At 72.1% G+C, this 23300-nt stretch carries 20 protein-coding genes; 11 read left to right on the top strand and 9 right to left on the bottom strand.

Annotated elements, in window-relative coordinates; all coding sequences use genetic code 11:
- Positions 1 to 19 precede the first annotated feature (19 nt).
- The gene (locus tag IG94_RS0130790) at positions 20 to 2209 is read right to left on the bottom strand and encodes an OmpL47-type beta-barrel domain-containing protein (protein WP_031044708.1); all 2190 of its coding nucleotides are present in this window, start codon (positions 2207 to 2209) and stop codon (positions 20 to 22) included.
- Between the two features lie 14 nt (positions 2210 to 2223).
- The gene (locus tag IG94_RS0130785) at positions 2224 to 4701 is read right to left on the bottom strand and encodes a ThuA domain-containing protein (protein ID WP_031044704.1); all 2478 of its coding nucleotides are present in this window, start codon (positions 4699 to 4701) and stop codon (positions 2224 to 2226) included.
- Positions 4702 to 4901: 200 nt separating this feature from the next.
- On the opposite strand from IG94_RS0130785, the gene IG94_RS0130780 reads away from it, so the two are divergent.
- The 3 genes from IG94_RS0130780 (at position 4902) to IG94_RS0130770 (ending at position 8321) form a co-directional block, all read left to right on the top strand.
- Positions 4902 to 5936, top strand: a complete 1035-nt coding sequence (locus IG94_RS0130780) for a multicopper oxidase domain-containing protein (protein ID WP_031044702.1) — start codon at positions 4902 to 4904, stop codon at positions 5934 to 5936.
- Between the two features lie 313 nt (positions 5937 to 6249).
- Complete coding sequence (locus IG94_RS0130775) at positions 6250 to 7371, top strand: LacI family DNA-binding transcriptional regulator (RefSeq protein WP_031044698.1); 1122 nt, start codon at positions 6250 to 6252, stop codon at positions 7369 to 7371.
- A gap of 92 nt (positions 7372 to 7463) precedes the next feature.
- A complete protein-coding gene (locus IG94_RS0130770; RefSeq protein WP_031044696.1) occupies positions 7464 to 8321 on the top strand; it encodes an aldo/keto reductase in 858 nt (285 codons plus the stop codon).
- A 5-nt stretch (positions 8322 to 8326) separates the two neighbouring features.
- Here the strand turns inward: IG94_RS0130770 and IG94_RS0130765 are convergent, their stop codons facing one another.
- Entirely contained in the window at positions 8327 to 9112 is a 786-nt protein-coding gene (locus IG94_RS0130765; protein ID WP_031044695.1) for a VOC family protein, read from the bottom strand.
- A gap of 201 nt (positions 9113 to 9313) precedes the next feature.
- Between IG94_RS0130765 and IG94_RS0130760 the strand changes: the two genes are divergently transcribed.
- A complete protein-coding gene (locus IG94_RS0130760) occupies positions 9314 to 9559 on the top strand; it encodes a WhiB family transcriptional regulator (protein ID WP_031044694.1) in 246 nt (81 codons plus the stop codon).
- Between the two features lie 69 nt (positions 9560 to 9628).
- Here IG94_RS0130760 and IG94_RS0130755 read toward each other — a convergent pair whose 3' ends face one another.
- The 3 genes from IG94_RS0130755 to IG94_RS0130745 form a co-directional block, all read right to left on the bottom strand.
- Entirely contained in the window at positions 9629 to 10603 is a 975-nt protein-coding gene (locus IG94_RS0130755; protein ID WP_031044693.1) for an acyl-ACP desaturase, read from the bottom strand.
- A 207-nt stretch (positions 10604 to 10810) separates the two neighbouring features.
- The gene (gene ddaH, locus IG94_RS0130750) at positions 10811 to 11587 is read right to left on the bottom strand and encodes a dimethylargininase (protein ID WP_031044690.1); all 777 of its coding nucleotides are present in this window, start codon (positions 11585 to 11587) and stop codon (positions 10811 to 10813) included.
- 196 nt (positions 11588 to 11783) lie between these two features.
- Positions 11784 to 13400, bottom strand: a complete 1617-nt coding sequence (locus IG94_RS0130745; RefSeq protein WP_031044687.1) for an ABC-F family ATP-binding cassette domain-containing protein — start codon at positions 13398 to 13400, stop codon at positions 11784 to 11786.
- A 373-nt stretch (positions 13401 to 13773) separates the two neighbouring features.
- On the opposite strand from IG94_RS0130745, the gene IG94_RS0130740 reads away from it, so the two are divergent.
- Positions 13774 to 14526: a GOLPH3/VPS74 family protein gene (locus IG94_RS0130740; protein ID WP_043485030.1), complete on the top strand. Its 753-nt coding sequence runs from the start codon at positions 13774 to 13776 to the stop codon at positions 14524 to 14526.
- A 36-nt stretch (positions 14527 to 14562) separates the two neighbouring features.
- Here the strand turns inward: IG94_RS0130740 and ssgD are convergent, their stop codons facing one another.
- Positions 14563 to 14979 (bottom strand): spore wall synthesis regulator SsgD, encoded by a 417-nt coding sequence (gene ssgD / locus IG94_RS0130735; RefSeq protein ID WP_031044683.1) that lies wholly within the window; start codon positions 14977 to 14979, stop codon positions 14563 to 14565.
- Between the two features lie 315 nt (positions 14980 to 15294).
- Here ssgD and IG94_RS0130730 point away from each other — a divergent pair, with 315 nt between their 5' ends.
- Positions 15295 to 15624 carry a hypothetical protein gene (locus tag IG94_RS0130730; protein ID WP_031044679.1) on the top strand — a complete coding sequence of 110 codons (330 nt, stop codon included), beginning with the start codon at positions 15295 to 15297 and terminating at the stop codon, positions 15622 to 15624.
- 67 nt (positions 15625 to 15691) lie between these two features.
- Entirely contained in the window at positions 15692 to 16396 is a 705-nt protein-coding gene (locus IG94_RS0130725; protein ID WP_031044676.1) for an endonuclease V, read from the top strand.
- Here the strand turns inward: IG94_RS0130725 and IG94_RS0130720 are convergent.
- Complete coding sequence (locus tag IG94_RS0130720; protein ID WP_031044674.1) at positions 16384 to 16578, bottom strand: hypothetical protein; 195 nt, start codon at positions 16576 to 16578, stop codon at positions 16384 to 16386. The two genes, IG94_RS0130725 and IG94_RS0130720, sit on opposite strands and share 13 nt — an antisense overlap.
- Positions 16579 to 16802: 224 nt before the next feature.
- On the opposite strand from IG94_RS0130720, the gene mmpA reads away from it, so the two are divergent.
- Positions 16803 to 16976 carry a morphogenic membrane protein MmpA gene (gene mmpA / locus IG94_RS38960; protein WP_107060749.1) on the top strand — a complete coding sequence of 58 codons (174 nt, stop codon included), beginning with the start codon at positions 16803 to 16805 and terminating at the stop codon, positions 16974 to 16976.
- 124 nt (positions 16977 to 17100) lie between these two features.
- Here mmpA and IG94_RS0130710 read toward each other — a convergent pair whose 3' ends face one another.
- Complete coding sequence (locus IG94_RS0130710; protein WP_031044671.1) at positions 17101 to 18291, bottom strand: saccharopine dehydrogenase family protein; 1191 nt, start codon at positions 18289 to 18291, stop codon at positions 17101 to 17103.
- A gap of 240 nt (positions 18292 to 18531) precedes the next feature.
- On the opposite strand from IG94_RS0130710, the gene IG94_RS0130705 reads away from it, so the two are divergent.
- The 3 genes from IG94_RS0130705 (at position 18532) to IG94_RS0130695 (ending at position 23260) form a co-directional block, all read left to right on the top strand.
- On the top strand, positions 18532 to 19719 hold the full coding sequence (locus IG94_RS0130705; protein WP_031044668.1) for a CaiB/BaiF CoA transferase family protein: 1188 nt from the start codon (positions 18532 to 18534) through the stop codon (positions 19717 to 19719).
- 41 nt (positions 19720 to 19760) lie between these two features.
- Entirely contained in the window at positions 19761 to 20975 is a 1215-nt protein-coding gene (locus tag IG94_RS0130700) for an acetyl-CoA C-acetyltransferase (protein ID WP_031044665.1), read from the top strand.
- Positions 20976 to 21079: 104 nt separating this feature from the next.
- Entirely contained in the window at positions 21080 to 23260 is a 2181-nt protein-coding gene (locus IG94_RS0130695) for a 3-hydroxyacyl-CoA dehydrogenase NAD-binding domain-containing protein (RefSeq protein WP_031044661.1), read from the top strand.
- Positions 23261 to 23300: the final 40 nt, after the last annotated feature.

Here is a 23300-nt window from a genome sequence, read left to right as displayed (position 1 = left end):
ACTGCGAACTCCCGGCTGTCTACAGCTCCTTGATCCGGACGTCCCGGTACGAGACGACGTCCGAGGTGCTGTGCACCTGCAGTCCGACGTAGCCGGAGGCGAACCGCCGCCCGTCCGTGCCCGGGTCGTCCGAGCGCTCCGGGTAGAAGGTCTGGCCGCCGAAGTTGTCGAACTCGTTGATCAGCACACCGTTGCGGAAGATCGAGTAGTGCTGGTCCTCCACCCGGATCTCGTAGTCGTTCCAGGTGCCCTTCTCCGTCACACCCGCGCCGGCCAGGCCGACCCGGTCGAAGCCGTACACGGAGCCGGACTTGTACAGGTCGCCACTCGGGCTGTCGAACGCCTGGATCTCGTGCCCGTACTTGATGGCGACCCACTCCGGACGCGACTCCTCCGGGTGGTCGTGGACCTGCGGGAAGCGCACGAAGACGCCGCCGTTGGTGTTCGCGGTGCCGGCCGCGTCGTCACGCCACTGGAGCTTCAGCGAGAAGTTCCCGTACTTGCGCTCCGGGAACCACAGCATCCCGAGACCGTCCTTCGAGGTGCCGGAGGTGATCGACCCGTCGGCGTTCAGGCCGAACGAACCGCCGCCCACGTGCTCCCACTTGGCGAAGGACTCCTGCGTGCCGTCGAGGATCGCGCGGTAGCCGTCGGTCTGGCCCGGCGTACCGATCCCGGACTGCTTGGCGGCCTGGTTGATCGCCTGGAACTCCCGCTTGTCGATGACGCCCTCGGTGCGCAGCGCGTTCCCGACCTCACGGACGTGCTTGAGGAAGAGCGCCTGGGACGTCCACTCCTTCTCGTCCTCGATCATCTCGTTGATCCGGCACCGGTTGTTGGTGATCCGGTTCGGCACCCCCGTGTCCACCGTTCCGACGATCACCGTCTGGCGCTCGTCGAACTCCGGGCAGGGCGGCGCGGGGACCCCGCCGGCCACGACCGAGAAGCTCACGGTCACCGGCTCGGAGGTGTTGCCGGCCTGGTCGCTCGCCCGGTACGCCACGGTGTGCCGGCCCACGCGGTCGACGACCACCGGGTCGGTGTACGCCAGGTAGGGCCCGGCGTCGAGCGAGTACTCCACACCGGCGACGCCGGAACCGCCCTCGTCCGTGGCGCTCACGGTCACCTTCGCGCTGCCGACATAGGCGCCGGCGGAGTTCTTGGTGCCGTCCACGGTCGCGCCGGTCACCGGCGGGGTGGTGTCCTGCGGGGGAGCGGCGACCACGGTGAAGTCGACGCTCTTCTCCTCGGCGACGTTGCCCGCCTTGTCGGTGGCCCGGTAGCGCACGGTGTGCTCGCCGACCTCGTGCACCATGACCGGCGCCGTGTACGCCGTCCAGGCGCCGTCGCCGACCGCGTACTCGATGGTGTTGACGCCGGAACCGGTGTCGGAGGCGGTGACGGTCACCGTCGCCATGTCGATGTACGCGCCGTCGGGGTCCTGTTCACCGCTGACGGTCGCCGAGGTCTCCGGCGGGTCCGTGTCGTCGGTGTCCGGGGCGACCACGGTGAAGTCGACGCTCTTCTCCTCGGCGGCGTTGCCCGCCTTGTCGAACGCCCGGTAGCGCACGGTGTGTTCACCGACCTGGTCGACGACGACCGGCGTGGTGTACGGCTGCCAGGCGTCGTCGCCGCCGAGCGTGTACTCGATCCGCTCGACGCCGGAGCCGCCCTCGTCGGTGGCGGCGAGCGTCACGGTCGCGGAGCCCACGTAGGCGCCGTCGGCGTTCTGCGTGCCGCCCACCTCCGCCGAGGTCTCGGGCGCGGTGGTGTCCTCGCCGCCCCCGCCCTCGGTCACCACGAGCTCGCCCTGCATCTCCCCGTGGCCGGGGATCGTGCAGTGGTACTTGTACGTGCCCGGGGTGAGGGTGACCTCGGCCGTGTGCTTGCCGCCCTGGGCGTCGCCCGGGTTGGCCAGGATGTTCAGCTGGACGTCCTGGTTGTAGGCGGGGTCGCTGGTCACGAAGGTCAGCGTGTGCGGCATGCTGGTCGTGTTGCCGGTGGCCTCACTGTTCTCGAAGACGATCGTGGCCGGACCGGCCACCGCCGTCTCGGGCGCCGACGTGTACTGGGTGATGTCGTCGCCCGCCGTCCAGGTCAGGACCTGGTCGGCGGCGGCCGCGGCGGGTGCCTGCGCCGGCTGCCCGGAGGCGGACGTCGCCTGCAGCCCGAGCATCATCAGCAGGCCGGCCAGCAGCGCGGCCCACATTCTTCGTTGGCGTATCACTCGGTCCCCCTCGCCAGCTGTCCGGCGGCCGGCGTCGGGCCGCCGCCCTCGTACGTGACCCGCCACAGCGCCGACTTGGCGTCCGAGGTGAAGAAGCCGCGGCCGTAGTCCAGGACGTACAGCGCGCCGTCCGGGCCGAACTTCCAGCCCATCAGGTTCTGGATGCCGTCGTTGCCGACCGGAATGATCTTCTTCAGCGACTCCGAGTGCACCGGCAGACCGCCGTCGCCCTGCGTCTTCGGGTCCATCACCACCGCGTTGCGCGGCTGGTCGGCGTCGTAGAAGTCACCGACGAACCACTTGCCGTCCCAGTACGCGGGCCACTTGGTCTCGCTGGTGCTCTCCGCGTCGTAGCGGTAGACCGGGCCGTTCATCGCGGCCTGGCCGCCGCCCTTGAGCCAGGGCAGCCGGTAGACGGCCTCGTCCTCGTTGTAGGACGGGACCCCGTTCTCGTCGCGCGGGAAGTCGGGGCCGCCGCCCTGCGGCGAGTACCAGATGTTGTTGCCGGTCACCGGCGGCAGGTTGACCAGGCCGTCGTTGTTGGGCGACTCGTTCTTCGGGGCGTCGCAGTCGTACCAGCCCAGCGGCTTCGTCGGGTCCGGCAGGTTCCGGTCCCGGTACGGCTGCTTGTTGCCCATGCAGTACGGCCAACCGCGGTTGCTCGCCTTGGTGATGGTGGCGAACGTGTCGTACTTGGCCGGACCCCACGTCGTCGACGGCGCACTGGCGTCCGGGCCGACCCAGCCGGCGTACAGCGTGTCGGTCTTCTTGTCGACGGAGATCCGCGCCGGGTTGCGCACACCCATCACGTAGATCTCGCCGCGCGTCTTGCCGCCGCCCTCGGCGGTCTCCTTGCCGGTGAAGAGGTTGCCCTCGGGGAGCGTGTACGTCCCGTCCGGCTCCGGGTGGATGCGCAGGATCTTGCCGTTGAGGTTGTTGGTGTTGCCCGCGGTGCGGCGCGCGTCGGCGAAGGACACGCCCTTGAAGTTGGGCTCCGGGTTGTTTCCGGAGTAGCCGTCGCTGAAGCCACTGGAGTTGTTGTCACCGGTGGCGATGTACAGGTTGTCCTTGGAGTCCCAGGCCAGTCCGCCGCCCGCGTGGCAGCAGCTGTGGATCTGCACCGGCCACTTCAGCAGCACCTTCTCGCTGCCCAGGTCCAGCTTGTCAGTGGCCTGGTCGAGCGTGAAGCGGGAGACCCGCCGCTCGGCCATATGGGTGTCCCGGTTGATCTCGGAGTGCGGCGTGTAGTGCAGGTACACCCACCCGTTCTTCTCGAACTCCGGGTCCAGCTCGATGCCGAGCAGGCCCTCCTCGACCTTGACCAGCTCCTCGCCGCCGCCCTTGTTGCCGAAGACGGTGAGCGCGCCGGCGAGCGTGACCTTGTCGGTCTTCGGGTCCCAGACGTGGATCTCGCCCGTGCCCTTGCCGACGTTCGGGTCGTTCCAGTCGGTCACCACGGGCTGGGAGGAGTCCGCGCCGCCGCGGCCGATGTAGAAGACGCGGCCGTCGGGAGCGGTCACCAGGCCGTGCGGCTCGCCGATCTGGTCGTTCTGGCCGGGCTGGTTGGGCTCGGTGAGCCGCTCGGCCTTGTAGTTGGCGTCGATGGTGGCCTTGCAGTCGGCCTGCGACAGCCGGCTGGTCCACAGCAGGGCGCCGCGCAGGTGGCTGCGGAACTCGGTCTCGTCGTACGACGACACCGTGCCGCCCATGCCGGTGTAGAAGGACCGGCCGCCGTCGTAGTCCCGGCACCAGCTGACCGGGTGGTCCGCCCCGTTGGCGCTCGCGCCGGGCGTGTACGTCGACTCGCGCACCCGGGCCACGGTGTGCACGTCGCCGGACGGGTTGGTCTGCCAGTTCAGCCACTGGTCGGGGCGCTTCCACTCCAGCGGCAGGTCCTTGGTGGCCGGATGACTCCGGTCGCCCACCTCGACCGTGGCACGCTGGACCCCGGCCGGACTGTCGGCGGCGGGCCGGGCGCCGACCAGACCGGTGAACCAGTCCGAGTAGGGCTCCGCGCGGGCGGCGTCGTGGATGCCGACGAAACCGCCGCCGGCCTCCATGTAGGCCTCCAGGCCGGATTCCTGCGCCGGCGTCAGGACGTCGCCGCCGCCGGTCAGGAACACCACCGCGTTGAAGCGGCTCAGCCGGGTCTCGTTGGTGAAGACGTTGGCGTTGTCCGTGGCCGTGACCGAGAAGCGCTCCTTCTCGGGGCCGGATTGGCCGATCCCCTCGATGGCGGCGATCCCGGCGTTGACGACCGGTGACTCGTCCCCGGCGGCGGCGGACCCGTAGTAGATCAGCACACGTACGTTGGAGCCGCCTGGCGGCGACTTGATCGACATCGTTGTCAGGGACGGATCCGGCGCGGGACGCGCGCTGGCGGCAGGGCCGGCCAGCAGTCCCGCGGCGACGAAACCGGCGGTGGCGAAGGCTGCCAAGCCTCTGCTTCTCGCGCTCAACCCTCTCAAGGGCATGGGCACCTCCTCGGTCACGGCAGCAGCGCCAAGGAAGCTAGACCTCTTTGCGCGGTACGCCAATAGGTGTGACCGGGATTCAACGAACTTTGTCCTGAGTGTGGATAAACCCGGCGGTAAACGGTACGGTCCCACAGGCTCATTACAGCCAATCAGGCCCTGAGTCTGCGCACATTCCGTATCTGCGTGGGGAGTTCGGCATGGACAGGCGAGGCTTCAACCGACGGGTACTGCTGGGCGGCGCCGTAGCCGCGACATCGTTGTCCATCGCCCCGGAGGCCGTCGGCGAGACCACGGCCAAGGGAGTCACGGCGAAGACGGCACCGGCCGGGGGCGAGGTGAGACACCTCAAGATGTACGCCGAGAAACTGCCGAACGGTCAGATGGGCTACGGCTTCGAGAAGGGCAAGGCGTCCATCCCGGGGCCGCTGATCGAGGTCAACGAGGGCGACACGCTGCACATCGAGTTCACGAACACGATGGACGTACGGGCGAGCCTGCACGTCCACGGCCTGGACTACGAGATCTCCAGCGACGGCACCGCCATGAACAAGAGCGACGTCGAGCCCGGCGGCACCCGCACCTACACCTGGCGCACGCACAAGCCCGGCCGCCGCGACGACGGCACCTGGCGGCCGGGGAGCGCGGGCTACTGGCACTACCACGATCACGTCGTCGGCACCGAGCACGGCACCGGCGGCATCCGCAACGGCCTGTACGGCCCGGTGATCGTGCGGCGCAAGGGCGACGTGCTGCCGGACGCCACGCACACGATCGTCTTCAACGACATGCTCATCAACAACCGCGAGCCCCACACGGGTCCCGACTTCGAGGCCACCGTGGGCGACCGGGTCGAGATCGTCATGATCACGCACGGCGAGTACTACCACACGTTCCACATGCACGGTCACCGCTGGGCGGACAACCGCACCGGCATCCTCACCGGGCCCGACGACCCCAGCCGGGTCATCGACAACAAGATCACCGGCCCCGCCGACTCCTTCGGCTTCCAGATCGTCGCGGGGGAGGGGGTGGGCGCCGGGGCGTGGATGTACCACTGCCACGTGCAGAGCCACTCCGACATGGGGATGGTGGGGTTGTTCCTGGTGAAGAAGACGGACGGCACGATCCCCGGGTACGAGCCGCACGAGCACGCCGCCGCGGCCGGGGACGGCAAGGCCGGCGCCGAGAAGAAGGCCGAGGAGAAGACGGCCGGGCACGAACACCAGCACTGAGCGGGGTACCGCGGCCGACCGGGGCCGCACGGACGGCCACGGGTGGCAGACCGGTCCGGGGACCGGAGCGTGCCGGGGCGCCGGACCTTCGCCCGGGCCGACGAGCACGTCCCGCGCGGGCGGGCGCCGCGGCGCCCGCCGGGCGCACCACCGGCGACGGCGTCAGCTCTTCTCGTGCGACCTTCGTCTGAACATACGTCCATCGTGGCCCGGCACCGGGCCGCGCACAAGGAGGTTTCCGGCCTACTGAGCGCTCCCGCCCGCCCGACGGCCTGCCGCTATCCTGAGCCGCAGCCGCCGAGGAGGAGTGCCCGTGACCGACACCGCGCAGCGCCCCACGCTGGAGGCCGTGGCCGAGCGCGCCGGGGTCTCGCGGGCCACTGTGTCGCGGGTGGTCAACGGGGCGCACGGGGTGCGGGAGGCGTTGGCCGAGCGGGTCCGGCGCGCGGTGGAGGAACTCGGCTACGTCCCGAACCAGGCCGCCCGCAGCCTGGTGACCCGACGCCACCGGGCGGTCGCCGTCGTCGCGGCCGAACCGGAGACCCGGGTCTTCGCCGACCCGTACTTCGCCCAGCAACTGCGCGGCATCAGCAAGGAACTGACGGCTCACGACAACCAGCTCGTGCTGCTGCTCACCGAGGGACGCGAGGACCACGCCCGCGTCGGCCGCTACCTCGCCGGGGGCCACGTCGACGGCGCCCTCGTGTTCTCCCTGCACCTCCACGACCCCCTGCCCGGCCTCGTGCGCGGCGCTGGCCTGCCGACGGTGTTCGGCGGACGCCCCGACTGGGACGACGGCGGGGACGACGTGGTCTACGTGGACAGCGACAACCGGGGCGGGGCCCGCGCGGCCGTCCGCCACCTGGCCGCCCTCGGCCGCACCCGCATCGCGCACATCGCCGGTCCGCTCGACCAGACCTCCGCCGCCGACCGGCTCGCCGGCTTCCGGGACGTACGGGCGCCCGGCGCCGGGCCGGAACCGATGGCGCACGGGGACTTCACCTCCCACGGCGGGGAACGGGCGATGCGTGAACTGCTCGACCGGTTCCCCGGCACGGACGCGGTGTTCGCGGCCAACGACCTCACCGCGGCCGGTGCCCTGCGGGTGCTGCGCGAGCGGGGGCGCCGGGTGCCGGACGACGTGGCCGTGGTGGGCTTCGACGACATGCTGCCCGTGGCCGAGCAGACCGATCCGCCGCTGACCACGGTCCGGCAGGACATCGAGGGCATGGGCCGCCTGATGGCACGCCTGCTGCTGCGCGGCCTGGACGACCGGACGGCCGGGGACACGGGCGCGTACGGGGACGCCGGCACGGTCGGAGGCGAGGGCGTGGGCACGGCCGGGGGTGCCGGCACGCCCGACGGCGGTGCCCCGGCGACCGTGCCGCCCGGCGTGATATTGCCGACCACCCTGGTCCGCCGCGCCACCACCTGAGCCGGGCCGCGCCGTGGCGGTGCGGCCGCGTTTGGACAGGGCCTCGCGGGCCGACCCGTTTCTTCCACGCCGCCGAAGAACGGAGCGAAGGCATGACCATCCTGGACGAGACCTACACGCTGTCCAACGGCGTCGAGATCCCCAAGCTGGGGCTCGGCACCTGGTTCATCGACGACGACCAGGCGGCCGAGGCGGTCCGGGCAGCCGTGGAGACCGGCTACCGCAACATCGACACCGCCCAGGCGTACGGCAACGAGCGCGGCGTCGGCGAGGGCCTGCGCACCGCCGGGGTGCCCCGCGACGAACTGTTCGTCTCGACCAAGCTCGCCGCGGAGATCAAGGACCGCGGCCGGGCGGCCGACGCGATCGACGGGTCGCTGGAGAAGCTCGGGACCGAGTACATCGACCTGATGCTGATCCACAGCCCGCAGCCCTGGGACGACTTCCGCGGCGGCGACTACGCCGAGGGCAACCGCGAAGCGTGGCGCGCACTCGAAGAGGCGCATCGGGACGGCCGGATCCGCTCCATCGGGGTGTCCAACTTCGAGCGGCAGGACCTGGAGAACCTCCTGCAGGGCACGACCGTCGTCCCGCACGTGAACCAGCTGCTCGTCCACGCCGGCAACACCCCCTCAGAGCTCCTGGACCACTGCGAGAGGGAGCAGATCCTCGTCGAGGCGTACTCCCCGATCGCACACGGAGCGATCCTGCGGAACCCCGAGGTCCAGGCGATGGCACAGAAGTACGGCGTCTCCGTCCCGCAGCTGTGCATCCGGTACACCCTGCAGCTGGGCACGGTGTCGCTGCCCAAGACGGCGAACCCCGGACACATGCGCTCCAACGCGGAGGTCGACTTCGAGATCTCCGGCGACGACATGGACGCCCTGCGGGGCCTGCGCGACGTGGACTACGGCGAACACAGCGCGTTCCCCGTCTACAGCGGCAAGTGACGGTGTCACCCCTGCCGGGGCAGCGGCCTGAGCACCGCGAACCGGGCGCCGTGCGGATCGGCCAGGTGGGCGACGCGCCCGACACCCTCGATGTCCGCCGCGTCCACCGGCACCGTCCCGCCCAGCTCCCGGGTCAGGGCGACGGCGGCGTCCGCGTCGTCCACCGCGAGGTACGGCAGCCATCCGGCGCCCGTGTGCGGAGCGTCCTCGGCCAGCGGCACGAACCCGCCGAACATCGCATCCTCGCCCTCGCCCGCCGGATTGACGCAGGTGTACGAACCGCCGGGGAAGGAGACGGCCGAGGTCTCCAGCCCCAGCACCGCCCGGTAGTACGCGGCGGCGGCCGCGACGTCCGCCGTGTGCAGCTCGACCCAGCACAGCGCGCCGGTCCCGCCGACCGCGCCGAGGCCGGCCAGCCGCCCCGGCTGCCAGATGCCGAACGGCAGCCCGGCCTGGTCGGCGAGGACGGCCATGGTGCCCTGGTCCAGCACCTCCTCGGGGCGCACGAGGACGTCGCCGCGGGCCTGCTCGGAGGCCCGGGCGGCGGCCCCGGCGTCGGGGACCTGGAAGTACACCGTCCAGGACGGCGGACCCTGCTCGGGCGTGGTCCGCATGCCCCCGGCCACGATCCGGCCGTCCAGCTCGAAGAAGCCGTAGCCCCCGGCCTCCGGGCCGGCCGACCGGAAGCGCCAGCCGAAGAGGCCGCCGTAGAAGGACACGGCGCCGTCGAGGTCCGGGGCGCCGACGTCGATCCAGTTCGGAGCGCCGGTGACGTAACGGGTGGTGAGCATGATCGCCCTCCTCGGAAGGGGCCCGTTGCCTGCACTTCCGAGTCTTCCACCGACCGCCGACAACCGCTTCCGCGCGCCGCCGTGCAACGCTGCGCCCCGAGGAGGACCGTCGGTACGGGCCGCGGGGAGCGCCCGGCCGTACCGTGCCGCGTTGATCCGGCGTTGATCGGACGTTTTTCGCCGCCCGGCACGCTCCTGCCCATGTACATCGAGACGACCGCGACGCCCGACCTCGCCTGGCAGGAGGAGGCGTTGTGCGCACAGACCGGGGGTGACTTCTTCTTCCCCGAGCCCGGCAGCTCCGTACGGGACGCGAAGAGGATCTGCGCCCTGTGCCCGATCCGCTCGGCCTGCCTGGACTTCGCGCTGAGCAACGACGAGCGCTTCGGCGTCTGGGGCGGACTCTCGGAGAGGGAGCGGCTGGCCCTGCGGCGCACCTCGCGCTAGCCAGGGCCTGTCCGGCGGATCAGGCCCTGGACCTGCGGGGCGGGCCCGGCACCTGCGCGGCGCCGGTGCTCAGCCGGCCGCCCGCGCCGCCATCCGCGCCTTGCGCGCCGCCAGCTTCTCGTCGAACTTGGCCGCCTCCGCGTCCAGCCCGCCCATGTACAGCCCCAGCTCCTCCTGCGCCCGTACGCCCTCGGGACCGAGGCCGTCGATCTCCAGCACCTTGAGGAAGCGCAGCACGGGCTGGATCACGTCGTCGTGGTGGATGCGCAGGTTGTACACCTCGCCGATCGCCATCTGCGCGGCGGCCCGCTCGAAGCCGGGCATGCCGTGCCCCGGCATCCGGAAGCCGACGACCACGTCCCGCACGGCCTGCATCGTCAGGTCGGGGGCGATCTCGAAGGCGGCCTTCAGCAGGTTCCGGTAGAAGACCATGTGCAGGTTCTCGTCGGTCGCGATGCGGGCGAGCATGCGGTCGCAGACCGGGTCGCCGGACTGGTGACCCGTGTTGCGGTGCGAGATGCGGGTGGCCAGCTCCTGGAAGGCCACGTACGCCACCGAGTGCAGCATCGAGTGCCGGTTGTCCGACTCGAAGCCCTCGCTCATGTGGGCCATCCGGAACTGCTCCAGCTTGTCCGGGTCGACCGCGCGGGACGCGAGCAGGTAGTCGCGCATCACGATGCCGTGCCGCCCCTCCTCGGCGGTCCACCGGTGCACCCAGGTGCCCCAGGCGCCGTCGCGGCCGAAGAGCGAGGCGATCTCGTGGTGGTAGCTCGGCAGGTTGTCCTCGGTCAGCAGGTTCACCACCAGGGCGATCCGGCCGATCTCCGTGACCTTGGAGTGCTCCTTCTCCCAGGCCTCGCCGTCCTCGAAGAATCCCGGGAAGTTCCGCGCGTCGGTCCACGGCACGTACTCGTGCGGCATCCAGTCCTTGGCGACCTTCAGATGCCGGTTGAGTTCCTTCTCGACCACTTCCTCCAGCGCGTACAGCAGCCGGGCGTCGGTCCAGTCGGCGGAGGAGCCGAGGTGCGGGGAGACGATCGTCACGGAGAACTCCAGGGGACGTGCGACAGAGCGGAACAGCCGGCGAGCGGTGCCGGGGAACCTACGGGATCGTAGGCTACGAAACCGTAGGTTACGAGACCGTAAGTTAAGAGCACTGTAAACGTCGCTGATCAGCAGCTGTCCGGCCGGCCCCGACGAGGCCCCGAGACCCGCAGGTCCGGGGCCGGGCGGGCGGCCTCCGGGGCGTGTTCAGACGTACAGCTCCCGCAGCCGGACCGAGAGGCACGTCACACAGCCTTCGAGTTTCTCGAACTCCCCGATGTCGACGAGTACCGGCTCGTGCCCGAGGTCGGCGAGCAGGTCCGCCGTCTTGGGCGCGCTCGCCGCCATCAGCAGCTTGTCGCCGCCGAGCAGCACCACGTGCGCCCCCGACTCCTCCGGCACCGGCAGGAAACGGGGGAAGAGCGAGGGCACGTCCGTCATCGGGATGTGCCCGAGCACCGTCCCGTCCGGCAGCGCCGTCACCGCCGACTTCAGGTGCAGCACCTTGCTCACGGGCACCGCGACGACCCGGGCGCCCAGCGGTTCGAACACCGCCCGCAGCTGCTGCACGCCGGCCGCGTTGGTGCGCCCGCCCCGCCCCACGTAGATCGTGTCGCCGATCTTCAGGACGTCGCCGCCCTCCAGGGTGCCCGGCTCCCAGATCCAGTTGACCGAGCAGCCGAGCCGGGCCACGGCCTCCTCGACGCCCGCCGTCTCCGCCCGCCGCGACCCGGCGCCGGGCCGCGTGATCAGCGCGACGTTGCGGTACACGACGACCGCGTCCTCGACGAACACCGAGTCCGGGCAGTCGTCGGCCGGGTCCACCTCCAGCGTCTCCCAGCCGTGCGCCCTCAGGGCCTCCACATAGGCGTCCCACTGCTCGACCGCCAGCGCGTGATCGACCGGCTCCCGCTCGATGTGCGTCACCAGCCCTTCGGCGAGCCGGGGACCGGGGCGGCGGACGAGGGCCTTCTTGCTGGGCACGCGGGGCCTTTCGGATCGGCGTGGACCGGCGCGCAGCGGCACCGGGTGTCCGGCGCCGCCGGCATGGGCGCCGGTTCGCCATGATGCAGCGGAGACCTGTGCCGGCGGAACCCCCGTCAGTCCGTCGTAGCCCTCCTGAGACGCTCCGCCGTACCGCGTCCGCGGGGACCCGCTTCTGCCGGGGGCGCCGGGCGGGCTACCCGACGGCCTCCCGCGTGGTCTCCCTCAGCTCTCCCTCCTCGAGCAGCAGCCAGCGGGTGATGCCGAGCGACTCCAGGAACGGCAGGTCGTGGGCGGCCACGACCAGCGCCCCCTCGTACGCCTCCAGCGCGCTGGTGAGCTGCCGCACGCTCGCCATGTCCAGGTTGTTGGTCGGCTCGTCCAGCATCAGCAGCTGCGGGGCCGGCTCGGCCAGCATCAGCGCCGCCAGCGCCGCCCGGAAGCGTTCGCCGCCGGACAGCGTCGCCGCCGGCTGGTCGGCGCGGGCGCCCCGGAACAGGAAGCGCGCCAGACGCGCCCGGATCAGGTTGTTCGTGGCGCCCGGCGCGAACCGGGCCACGTTCTCCGCCACACTCAGCTCGCCGTCCAGGACGTCCAGGCGCTGCGGCAGGAAGCGCAGCGGCACGTGTGCCGTGGCCTCGCCCGCCACGGGCTCCAGCTCGCCGGCGACGGTCCGCAGCAGCGTGGTCTTGCCCGCGCCGTTGCGCCCGACCAGCGCGATCCGCTCGGGACCGTGCACATCGAGACCGCCCGTCAGGCGGGCGCCGTACGCCGGCACCAGGTCCCGCAGGGTGAGCACGGTCCGGCCCGGTGGCACGGCCGTGTACGGCAGGTCGACGCGGATCTCGTCGTCGTCCCGCACGGCCTCCGCCGCGTCGTCGAGCCGCTCCTTCGCCTCGGCGAGCTTCTCCTCGTGCATGATGCGGTACTTGCCGGCCGACTGCTGGGCCGTCCGCGCGCGCAGCTTCATCACCGCCCGGGGTTCGCGCTTGGTGTCGTACATCTTCTGCCCGTACCGCCTGCGCCGGGCCAGGACGACCTGCGCGTCGGCCAGTTCGCGTTTCTGCTTGCGCAGGTCCGACTCGGCGACCCGCACCATGCGTTCGGCCGCCTCCTGCTCCACGGCCAGCGCCTCCTCGTACGCCGACAGGTTCCCGCCGTACCAGGTGACGGAGCCGGCGCGCAGGTCGGCGATCTGGTCGACCAGCTCCAGCAGTTCGCGGTCGTGACTGACCACGACCAGCACGCCCGGCCAGGACTCGACCGCCGCGTACAGCCGTCTGCGGGCGTACACGTCGAGGTTGTTGGTGGGCTCGTCCAGGAGCAGGACGTCGGGCCGGCGCAGCAGCAGGGCGGCCAGCCGCAGCAGCACCGACTCGCCGCCGGAGACCTCGCCGACGGTGCGGTCGAGGCCGATGCGCCCCAGCCCCAGCTCGCCGAGCATGGCCAGGGCGCGTTCCTCGACGTCCCAGTCGTCGCCGACGGTCTCGAAGTGCTCCTCGCCGACGTCGCCGGCCTCGATGGCGTGCAGCGCGGCCCGCCGCCGGGCGATGCCGAGCGCCTCGTCGACCCGCAGGGCGGTGTCGAGCGTGACGTTCTGCGGCAGGTGACCCACCTCGCCGCGCACCCGGACGGCGCCGTCGGTCGAGGTGAGCCGGCCGGCCAGCAGTTTCAACAGGGTGGACTTCCCGGCCCCGTTCGCACCGACCAGCCCCGTCCGGCCGGGGCCGAAGGAGGTGTCGAGCCCCTCGAAGACGGGCGTGCCGTCGGGCCAGGAGAAGGACAGGGAGGTACAGGTGATGGCAGTGGACATACGTGGTCTCCGCGGTTGCTCGAAGCAGTCAGGGGGCAAACGCGTATCGAGACACGGACGCGGCGACTGCCGTCGGACGGGAAGCCGGACGACGGCGGGGCGGGAGGAGGAGATCCGGGAGCGCCGGGGCACGAAGAAAGCCCTGCTCCGCGAGAACCGCTCGAACGCCGAGGTCGCACGCTGCGGACACACGTGGCATGGGGGATACGTGTGGCGCGGTGTCTCAGGACCTCAGACGAGCAACGTCCTTCTCCAATCGGCGGCAACAGAAGCGATATACACCGTAGGAGCGGCCGTATGGGCTGTCAACGCATTAACGAACGCCGTGCGTGCGGTGGCGCAGCCGCGGTTCCACGGCCCGAAGGAGACCGCTGTGCCCCGTGACCCCCTCTCCCTGCCGGCCAGGCTCTGCCTGCTGGCCTGGGACCCCGCGCGGCCCGGCGCCGCGGACGCCGCCCGGGTCCACCACCTGGTCCGCGCCGGCGCCCTCGTCGAGCTGGTCCGGCGCGGCCTGCTCAGGGACGACGACGGCATCGCCACCCCGGCCGACCTGGACTCCGAGACCGGGGACCCGGTCCTCGACGGCCTGCTGGAACTCGTACGGGAGTCGCTGCCGCACGGATGGCGGCCCTGGGTCGCCCTGCACGCGCGCGTCACCTTCGACGCCGTCCGGGAGCAGCTGGTGGCCGAGGGCTGCCTGCGGGCCGAGAAGAAGCGCGTACTCGGGGTGTTCCCGTCGGTGGAGTACGCCCTGGCCCGGCGCGACACGGCGCAGGCGCTGGGCAGGCGGGTCCGGGAAGTCCTGGCGGGGCAGGTGCCGGCCGGGGAGGTCCCGGAGCGGGACGCGGCCGTGGCGGTGCTGGCCGCCGCCGCGGAGCTGGGCTGCGCGGGGGACCCCGGGGGCGCGGGGGAGCAGGGGACCGTGGACGAACCGGGGGCCGCGAGGGGGCCGGGGGGTGCGCAGGGACCCGGGGGCGCGGCGGGCGCGGGGGCACGTCGTCGCGACCGGATCGCTGAGCTGGCGGGGCGCGCCGCACCGGCACCCGCGCTGCGCGGCGTCCTGGACGAGGTGTGCGGCGCGGTGAGCGACGAGACGGCGCACACGAAAGCACCGACGGGCGGCTGACCGCCGTCGGGGCCGAGGGGGGAGAAGAGGGCGCGGTCAGCGGCTCCCGCGCATCAGCTCCGCCAGTTCGTGGTCCAGGTCCAGCTGAAGGTGTTCGAGTCCCAGCGGCACCAGCTCGCCGGTGGCCTGGAGGAACCGGCGCAGCTCGCCCGAGCGCACATGGATCACGGCCGTGCCCTCCGGTGCGTGGAACTCCAGGACCGTGCGGTCGTACCCGTAGGGGCGCACTCTGACGTCGCCGTGGCCGTCCGGCTCCTGCATCCCCGTGATGAGCAGCTCGCGGGAGAAGGTCCAGCACACCTCGACGTTCTCCAGGGTGGCCGGGGCCGGGAAGGTCATGCGTACGGCGAACGGGTCGCCGCGGTCGTAGTGCAGAGTCGCGGGAATGCTCGGCATGCGCGGCGCGGCGGCGACGAGGCGCGCCTCGACGGGCTGCTCGATGACGGTGGACAACGCCTTGCTCCCTCGTGACGGCTGGACGAACTTCGGGGACGGTGCGGGCCGGGCACTGGAAGAGACGCCGGAATCGGCCAGTCCGTGCACACGACCACCGAGTGACCTCTGTCACCGCGTTCATGCACCGGCGTGACGTGGCTCTCCCCGACTGCCCCGTACGGCAGTTGCGGCCCCGGCCCCCTCGCACGTCCCACCCGGGCGGAGCCCCGACGCCGGGCGGGCGGGGGTGTTTGTCCGTAACGTGGGTAACCGGTCGCTGTGTCCGAGAGGACGTTCGCGGTAGTCGCGGTACCGGAGAGGAAGTGGGCGGACATGCCGAGCGGTTCCAGCTCCAAGCGGGAGCGGCAGTACGAGCACATCAGGAAGAGTGCGAAGGACCGGGGCGAGAGTGCCGGCCGGGCCAAGGAGATCGCGGCCCGCACGGTGAACAAGGAGCGCGCCCAGTCCGGCGAGTCGAAGACCGCCAGCCGCACGTCCACCCGGGACAAGTCGCCGAGCGAGCGGGGCGGTCAGCGGTCCGGCAACCGCCAGGGCCCCCAGGGGCTCACCTACGACCAGCTGTACCAGGAGGCCAAGCGCCGGGGCGTCAGCGGCCGTTCGCACATGAACAAAGGCGAACTGCAGCGCGTACTGGGCAAGTAGGCCCTCCGCGCACCGGGTGACCGGGGCAGTGCCGGCCCGTCGGCGCTCCCGTAGGCTTGCGGCCACCATGACGACGACCGTGACCGCGCAGACCCCCGCCGACTGGCCCGCCACCGAGGAGCAGGCCCGCGCCGTCCAGGACGCGCTGCGGACACGCGTGGTGCTCGACGAGCCGGGTCCGCCGCCCGGCACGGGCCGGGTCACCGGGGTGGACGTCGCCTACGACGACGAACGCGACGTCGTCGTGGCGGCGGCCGTCGTCCTGGACGCCGCGACCCTCGCCGTCGTCGCCGAGGCCACGGCCGCCGGACGGATCTCCTTCCCCTACGTGCCGGGCCTGCTCGCCTTCCGGGAGATCCCGGCCGTCCTCGCCGCTCTCGACGCCCTGCCCTGCCCGCCCGGCCTCGTGGTCTGCGACGGCTACGGCCTCGCCCACCCGCGCCGCTTCGGCCTTGCGAGCCACCTCGGCGTGCTCACCGGCCTGCCCACCATGGGCGTGGCCAAGAACCCGTTCGCCTTCACGTACGACGACCCGGACGCCCCGCGCGGCAGTACGTCGCCGCTGCTGGCCGGCGCCGAGGAGGTGGGGCGGGCGGTGCGCACGCGCGACGGCGTCAAACCCGTCTTCGTCTCCGCCGGTCACCGCGTGAGCCTCGCCAACGCCTGCGCGCAGACGCTGGCGCTGGCTCCCGCCTACCGCCTGCCGGAGACGACCCGCAGGTCCGACGCCCTGTGCCGCGCGGCCCTGCGAACGGCCGCCTACCCGGCCTGATCCCCAACGCTCCAGCGGCCCACCTCCTGGTACGCCGAGTCGTAGATCACCGAACCGTCGCCGGGCCGCAGTTCGTAGTGCTTCAGATTGCCGCCCCAGTACCGGAGGATCCGCTGCAGCTCGTCGGCCGGGTCCTCGGCGAGCGCGCCCTCGTCCATGGTGACTTCGAGAAGGAATCTCATGCCGTCAAGCGTCTCATTGAACTTCCCTTTGAGGCTTTTCCCCAGTCTCCCGCAAGTTTTCCTGTGAAAGGCGGGTGACCAGGAGCGAAGGGTTCGGAGAAAGTCTCAAACGCCGGTCTCGGTGGCCAGTCGGTGGGCGCGGCCGGTCCGACGATCTGACATCAGTACCGATGTGAGTATCCGTACGGATGTGCCGCGCCCTTGCCACCGGCAGGCTGGCCGTCATGACGACACACCGCGCACCCGAGTACTCCGACCGGCCCGGCCGCACCGTGCGGTCCCGCCCGACCGGCCGGCCCGTCGGGCGGTCGGTGGTCGCGGGGCTGGTGCTCGCCGTGGGGGCGGGTGCGGCGTGGGTCGCGGGGATGATCTACACCCTCGCGGGGTGGTCCGGATAGGAGCCGTCCGGGGGCGTCCGGGGGCGTCCGGGGCAGGCCGGGTCGGGCCGGGGCCAGCCCGGGTCGGGCCGGGGCCGGCCCGGGTGGGGCCGGGATCGCGGAGCGGGTCCGTGGGGACGGGCCGTCAGCGGATCGCCGCCACGCGGAAGCGGATGCCCGCCGCCCGCAGCCGCGCGGTCAGCGCGTCGCCCATCGCCACCGCCGTCGTGACCTGCCCGGCCGTCGGCGGCAGGTCGTCCACGGCGAGGCAGAGCGCCGCCTCGGCGAACATCTTCGCCGTCTCGTCGTAACCGGGGTCGCCGCCCGACACCTCGGTGCAGACCCGGCGTCCGCCGCCCTCACCGACGAAGCGGACCGAGAACCAGCTCCTCGCCCGCTTCTCCGCGCTCGGGCCCTCGCCCGGCGCGAGCCGCTCCGACAGCCGGCGCCGCACCGCCGGGACCTGGGCCGCCGCCACCAGCGCGCCCACGGCCGCCACCCCGCCCACCGCGACGGGCAGGCGCCGTACGGCCGCGTAGTGGCGGTAGCGGAAGTCGGGGCCGTAGCGGTCCAGGGCCCTCGCCGAACGGCGCACCACCTGAGCGTCGACGGTCGGCAGGGGCAGCGCCCAGGCGCCCACCTCCCCGGCGAAGCGCGGGGCGCCCGTCGGGGTCACCACGCGGCGCCCCGCCGGGCGCGGCTCGTGGCGCCGGCGCTCCAGCGCGGCGGCCCTCAGCTGCCGGCCGCGCGCCAACTGGCCCAGTGCGGAGGCGAACGTGCCCCCGGAGAAGGCGGCGTCGACGCTCACGAAGCCGTCCACGGTCAGCGGCACGCCCTCGGGCAGCTGCCGCACCGTGAAGTACACGCCGAGATCGTGCGGTACGGAGTCGAAGCCGCAGGCGTGCACCAGCCGCGCCCCGGTCTCCCGCGCGCGGGCGTCGTGTCGTACGTAGGTGAGGTCGACGAACTCGGGCTCCCCCGTGAGGTCGATGCAGTCCGTCCCGGCGTCCGCGCAGGCCGCGACCAGTGCGTCGCCGTACTGGACGTACGGGCCGACCGTCGTGGCCACCACGCGCGCGTGCCCGGCGAGTTCGCGCAGCGAGGCCGGGTCGGACACGTCCGCGACGAGCACGCCGACGTCCGCGGCGCCGTCCGTCGCGCCGGTCAGCCGGTCGCGCAGGCGGAGCAGCTTCTCCTCGTTGCGGCCGGCGATCGCCCAGCGCAGGCCGTGAGGCGCGTGCGCGGCGAGGTGGGCGGCCGTCAGTTCGCCGACGAACCCCGTCGCCCCGAACAGCACGATGTCGTACGACCGGTCGGCTCCGTTCAGCCTGCTCATGACATCCCTTCGTTCACGCGTCACCCGTCCCGGGTCACCGTCACCTGTCGGCGGCCCCCCCCCCCGGCCCGCAGCACGCGCCCTCGCGTACGGCTGGGGCTAGCGTGAGGATCGCGGGACCCGGTGCGGAGTCTGCACCATAATTGGCTAAGCGCTTGCTCGCCAGGGCCTTGTGTCCAGTGGAGCACGTTCTTAGCATCACTGGTGTTACATCGGTTGTGTCACAGACTTGGGAGCCCGATGCCGAAAGCCGAGACACCGCCGCGGACGCCGACCGCGGGACCGCTCTGCGGGGTGCGCGTCGTCGAGCTGGCCGGCATCGGCCCCGGTCCCTTCGCCGCCATGCTCCTGGCCGACCTGGGCGCCGACGTCGTCCGCGTCGACCGCCCGGGCGGACCCGGCCTCGGCATCGACCCGGCCCACGACGTCACCAACCGCAACAAGCGCTCCGTGGTCGTCGACCTCAAGGCACCGGACGGTCCGGCCCGCGTCCTCGACCTCGCCGAACGCGCCGACGTCCTGATCGAGGGCTACCGCCCCGGCGTCGCCGAACGGCTCGGCGTCGGCCCCGGGTCCTGCCACGCCCGCAATCCGCGCCTCGTGTACGGCCGCATGACCGGCTGGGGGCAGGACGGGCCGCTCGCCCCGCGCGCCGGGCACGACATCGGCTACATCGCGCTCACCGGCGCCCTCGGCATGATCGGCGCCCCCGACACGCCGCCGCCCGCACCCGCCAACCTCCTCGGCGACTACGCGGGCGGCTCCCTCTACCTGGTCGTCGGCATCCTCGCCGCCCTGCACCACGCGCGTGGGACCGGCACCGGACAGGTCGTGGACGCGGCCGTCGTCGACGGCACCGCGCACCTCTCCTCGATGATCCACGGCATGCTCGCCGCCGGCGGCTGGCAGGACCGGCGCGGCGCCAACCTCCTCGACGGCGGCTGCCCCTTCTACGGCACCTACGAGACCGCCGACGGCCGGTACATGGCGGTCGGCGCCCTGGAACCGCGGTTCTACGCCGAGTTCACGCGGCTCCTCGGCATCCAGGACCCGGCACCGGCGGCCCGCGACGACCCGGCCCGCTGGCCCGGACTGCGCGAGGCCGTCGCCGCCCGGTTCAGGTCCCGCACCCGCGACGAGTGGACCGCCGTCTTCGCCGACTCCGACGCCTGTACGGCGCCCGTCCTGTCGCTGCGCGAGGCCCCGCACCACCCGCACCTCGCCGCCCGCGGCACCTTCACCGACCACGGCGGCCTCACCCAGCCCGCCCCCGCGCCCCGCTTCTCCGCGACCCCCACGTCCGTCCGCACCGGCCCCGCCCTGCCCGGCGCGGACACCGAGGCCGTGGCCCGCGACTGGGACCTCCCCGGCGTCCGGGACCCGTCCCCGGCGCCCCTCCCCGACCCCGCACCGCACAACCCTCAGTGACCCGACCCAGCAGCGCACAACCCTCAGTGAAAGGCCCGCCAGTGAGTACCGAAGCGTACGTGTACGACGCGATCCGCACCCCGCGCGGACGCGGCAAGGCGAACGGCGCCCTGCACGGCACGAAGCCGATCGACCTGGTCGTCGGCCTGATTCACGAGATCCGCGCCCGGTTCCCAGGCCTGGACCCGGCAGCGGTCGACGACATCGTGCTCGGCGTCGTCGGGCCGGTGGGCGACCAGGGCTCCGACATCGCGCGTATCGCCGCCATCGCCGCCGGGCTGCCCGACACGGTGGCGGGTGTGCAGGAGAACCGCTTCTGCGCGTCTGGTCTTGAGGCCGTCAACCTGGCGGCGGCGAAGGTCCGTTCGGGTTGGGAGGACCTGGTGCTGGCGGGCGGTGTCGAGTCCATGTCCCGGGTGCCGATGGCCTCGGACGGCGGCGCCTGGTTCAACGACCCGATGACGAACCTCGACACCAACTTCGTCCCGCAGGGCATCGGCGCCGACCTGATCGCCACCCTGGAGGGCTTCTCGCGCCGCGACGTCGACGAGTACGCGGCGCTCTCGCAGGAGCGGGCGGCCACCGCGTGGAAGGAGGGGCGTTTCGCACGCTCCGTCGTCCCGGTGAAGGACCGCGCCGGTCTCACCGTCCTCGACCACGACGAGCACCTGCGGCCGGGTACGACCGCCGACTCCCTGGCGAAGCTCAAGCCGTCCTTCGCCGACATCGGTGAACTGGGAGGTTTCGACGCGGTGGCGCTGCAGAAGTACCACTGGGTCGAGAAGATCGACCACGTGCACCACGCGGGCAACTCCTCCGGGATCGTCGACGGGGCCTCCCTGGTCGCGATCGGGTCCAGGGAGGTCGGGGACCGTCACGGCCTCGTTCCGCGCGCCCGGGTCGTCTCCGCCGCGGTCTCCGGCTCGGAGCCGACCATCATGCTGACCGGGCCCGCTCCGGCCACCCGCAAGGCGCTGGCCAAGGCCGGTCTGACCCTCGACGACATCGACCTCGTCGAGATCAACGAGGCGTTCGCCGCGGTCGTCCTGCGCTTCGTCAAGGACATGGGCCTGTCGCTGGACAAGGTCAACGTCAACGGCGGCGCGATCGCGCTCGGCCACCCCCTCGGCGCCACCGGCGCGATGATCCTCGGCACGCTCGTCGACGAACTGGAGCGCCGGGACAAGCGGTACGGCCTCGCGACCCTGTGCGTGGGCGGCGGCATGGGCGTCGCCACGATCGTCGAGCGCCTCTGACCCCCTCCGGACGCCCTCTCCCGACGTCCCCTCCCCACGTCTTCTCCCGACGCCCCCTCGCGACGGTCACCACGGTCACGACGGATCACCTGGAGCACACCCTCATGAGTACCGAGCCCACCACCATCCGCTGGGAACAGGACGACACCGGCGTCGTCACCCTCGTCCTCGACGACCCCGACCAGTCCGCGAACACCATGAACCAGGCGTTCCGGGAGTCACTGGCCGCGATCACCGACCGCCTGGAGGCCGAGAAGAAGTCGATCCGCGGCATCATCGTCACCTCCGCCAAGAAGACCTTCTTCGCCGGCGGCGACCTGCGCGACCTGATCCGCGTCACGCCCGAGACCGCCCAGGACCTCTTCGACGGCGGCATGGCCATCAAGCGGAACCTGCGCCGCATCGAGACCCTCGGCAAGCCCGTGGTCGCCGCCATGAACGGCGCTGCCCTCGGGGGCGGTTACGAGATCGCCCTCGCCTGCCACCACCGCGTCGCCCTCGACGCCCCCGGAGCCAAGATCGGCTGTCCCGAGGTCACCCTCGGGCTGCTCCCCGGAGGCGGCGGCGTCGTCCGCACCGTCCGGATGCTCGGCATCGCCGACGCCCTGCTGAAGGTCCTCCTCCAGGGCACCCAGTACAACCCGCGCCGCGCCCGGGAGAACGGCCTGGTCGACGAGGTCGCCGACAGCCGCGAGGACATGCTCGCCAAGGCCCGCGCGTTCATCGACGCCAACCCGGAGTCCGCCCAGCCCTGGGACAGGCCCGGCTACCGCATCCCCGGCGGGACCCCGTCCCACCCGAAGTTCGCGGCCAACCTGCCCGCCTTCCCCGCCAACCTGCGCAAGCAGACGAACGGCGCTCCTTACCCGGCGCCGCGCGCCATCATGGCCGCCGCCGTCGAGGGCTCCCAGGTCGACTTCGAGACCGCCCAGGTCGTCGAGGCCCGCTACTTCGTCGAACTGGCCGCCGGGCAGATCTCGAAGAACATGATCCAGGCGTTCTTCTTCGACCTCCAGGCGGTCAACTCGGGTGTGAGCCGGCCCAAGGGGTTCGAGCCGCGGAAGGTCACGAAGGTGGCTGTGCTGGGTGCGGGGATGATGGGTGCGGGTATCGCCTACTCGTGCGCTCGCGCGGGGATCGACGTGGTCCTGAAGGATGTGTCGCTGGAGGCGGCGGTCAAGGGCCGGGGGTACTCCGAGAAGCTGTGCGCGAAGGCCGTCGCGAAGGGCCGTACGAGCCGGGAGAAGGCGGACGCGCTGCTCGCGCGGATCACGCCGACCGCGGAAGCCGCCGACCTGGCGGGCTGCGACGCGGTGATCGAGGCGGTGTTCGAGGACACCGCGCTCAAGCACAAGGTGTTCCAGGAGATCGAGCACGTGGTCGCCCCCGACGCGCTGCTGTGCTCGAACACCTCCACGCTGCCCATCACGGCGCTGGCCGAGGGCGTCGAACGGCAGGACGACTTCATCGGGCTGCACTTCTTCTCGCCCGTCGACAAGATGCCGCTGGTGGAGATCATCAAGGGCGGGCGGACCGGGGACGGGGCGCTGGCGCGCGCGTTCGACCTGGTGCGGCAGATCAAGAAGACGCCGATCGTGGTCAACGACTCGCGTGGTTTCTTCACGTCCCGTGTCATCGGGCATTTCCTCAACGAGGGGGTGGCGATGGTCGGTGAGGGTGTCGAGCCGGCGTCGGTGGAGCAGGCGGCGGCGCAGGCGGGCTATCCGGCGAAGGTGCTGTCGCTGATGGACGAGCTGACCCTGACCCTTCCGCGCAGGATCCGCCAGGAGACGCGGCGCGCCGTCGAGGAGGCGGGCGGCACGTGGACCCCGCACCCCGCCGAGGCCGTCGTCGATCGCATGGTCGACGAGTTCGGGCGCCCCGGGCGTGGTGGCGGGGCCGGGTTCTACGAGTACGGCGAGGACGGCAGGCGCGCCGGGCTCTGGCCGGGGCTGCGGGAGCACTTCACCAGGCCCGGGTACGAGATCCCCTTCGCCGACATGCAGGAGCGCATGCTCTTCTCGGAGGCGCTCGACACCGTCAGGCTCCTGGAGGAGGGAGTTCTGACCTCCGTCGCAGACGCCAACATCGGCTCGGTCTTCGGTATCGGTTTCCCGGGCTGGACCGGCGGCGTCCTGCAGTACATCAACGGGTACGAGGGCGGTCTGCCGGGATTCACGGCCCGCGCGCGCGAGCTGGCCGACCGCTACGGCGAACGCTTCATGCCGCCCGCGCTGCTGGTGGAGAAGGCGGACCAGGGGGAGGTCTTCACGGACGGCCGCTGAGACGCGCCGCGGGAGCGTGGCCCGTGCGGGGCGGGGCCCG

This window comes from Streptomyces olivaceus, from assembly GCF_000721235.1.
Classification (GTDB): Bacteria; Actinomycetota; Actinomycetes; order Streptomycetales; family Streptomycetaceae; genus Streptomyces; species Streptomyces olivaceus.
The sequence above is the reverse complement of the archived record's forward strand: the minus strand, read 5'-3'. Positions and strand labels throughout refer to the sequence as shown.

Excerpts from the sequence above, each read along its gene's own strand:
- IG94_RS0130785 (WP_031044704.1), bottom strand. The coding sequence starts at position 4,701 with ATGCCCTTGAGAGGGTTGAGCGCGAGAAGCAGAGGCTTGGCAGCCTTC.
- IG94_RS0130790 (WP_031044708.1), bottom strand. The coding sequence starts at position 2,209 with ATGTGGGCCGCGCTGCTGGCCGGCCTGCTGATGATGCTCGGGCTGCAG.
- mmpA (WP_107060749.1), top strand. The coding sequence starts at position 16,803 with ATGACGACACACCGCGCACCCGAGTACTCCGACCGGCCCGGCCGCACC.
- IG94_RS0130720 (WP_031044674.1), bottom strand. The coding sequence starts at position 16,578 with ATGAGATTCCTTCTCGAAGTCACCATGGACGAGGGCGCGCTCGCCGAG.
- IG94_RS0130760 (WP_031044694.1), top strand. The coding sequence starts at position 9,314 with ATGTACATCGAGACGACCGCGACGCCCGACCTCGCCTGGCAGGAGGAG.
- IG94_RS0130780 (WP_031044702.1), top strand. The coding sequence starts at position 4,902 with ATGGACAGGCGAGGCTTCAACCGACGGGTACTGCTGGGCGGCGCCGTA.
- IG94_RS0130770 (WP_031044696.1), top strand. The coding sequence starts at position 7,464 with ATGACCATCCTGGACGAGACCTACACGCTGTCCAACGGCGTCGAGATC.
- IG94_RS0130710 (WP_031044671.1), bottom strand. The coding sequence starts at position 18,291 with ATGAGCAGGCTGAACGGAGCCGACCGGTCGTACGACATCGTGCTGTTC.
- IG94_RS0130765 (WP_031044695.1), bottom strand. The coding sequence starts at position 9,112 with ATGCTCACCACCCGTTACGTCACCGGCGCTCCGAACTGGATCGACGTC.
- IG94_RS0130725 (WP_031044676.1), top strand. The coding sequence starts at position 15,692 with ATGACGACGACCGTGACCGCGCAGACCCCCGCCGACTGGCCCGCCACC.
- IG94_RS0130695 (WP_031044661.1), top strand. The coding sequence starts at position 21,080 with ATGAGTACCGAGCCCACCACCATCCGCTGGGAACAGGACGACACCGGC.
- IG94_RS0130745 (WP_031044687.1), bottom strand. The coding sequence starts at position 13,400 with ATGTCCACTGCCATCACCTGTACCTCCCTGTCCTTCTCCTGGCCCGAC.
- IG94_RS0130705 (WP_031044668.1), top strand. The coding sequence starts at position 18,532 with ATGCCGAAAGCCGAGACACCGCCGCGGACGCCGACCGCGGGACCGCTC.
- IG94_RS0130730 (WP_031044679.1), top strand. The coding sequence starts at position 15,295 with ATGCCGAGCGGTTCCAGCTCCAAGCGGGAGCGGCAGTACGAGCACATC.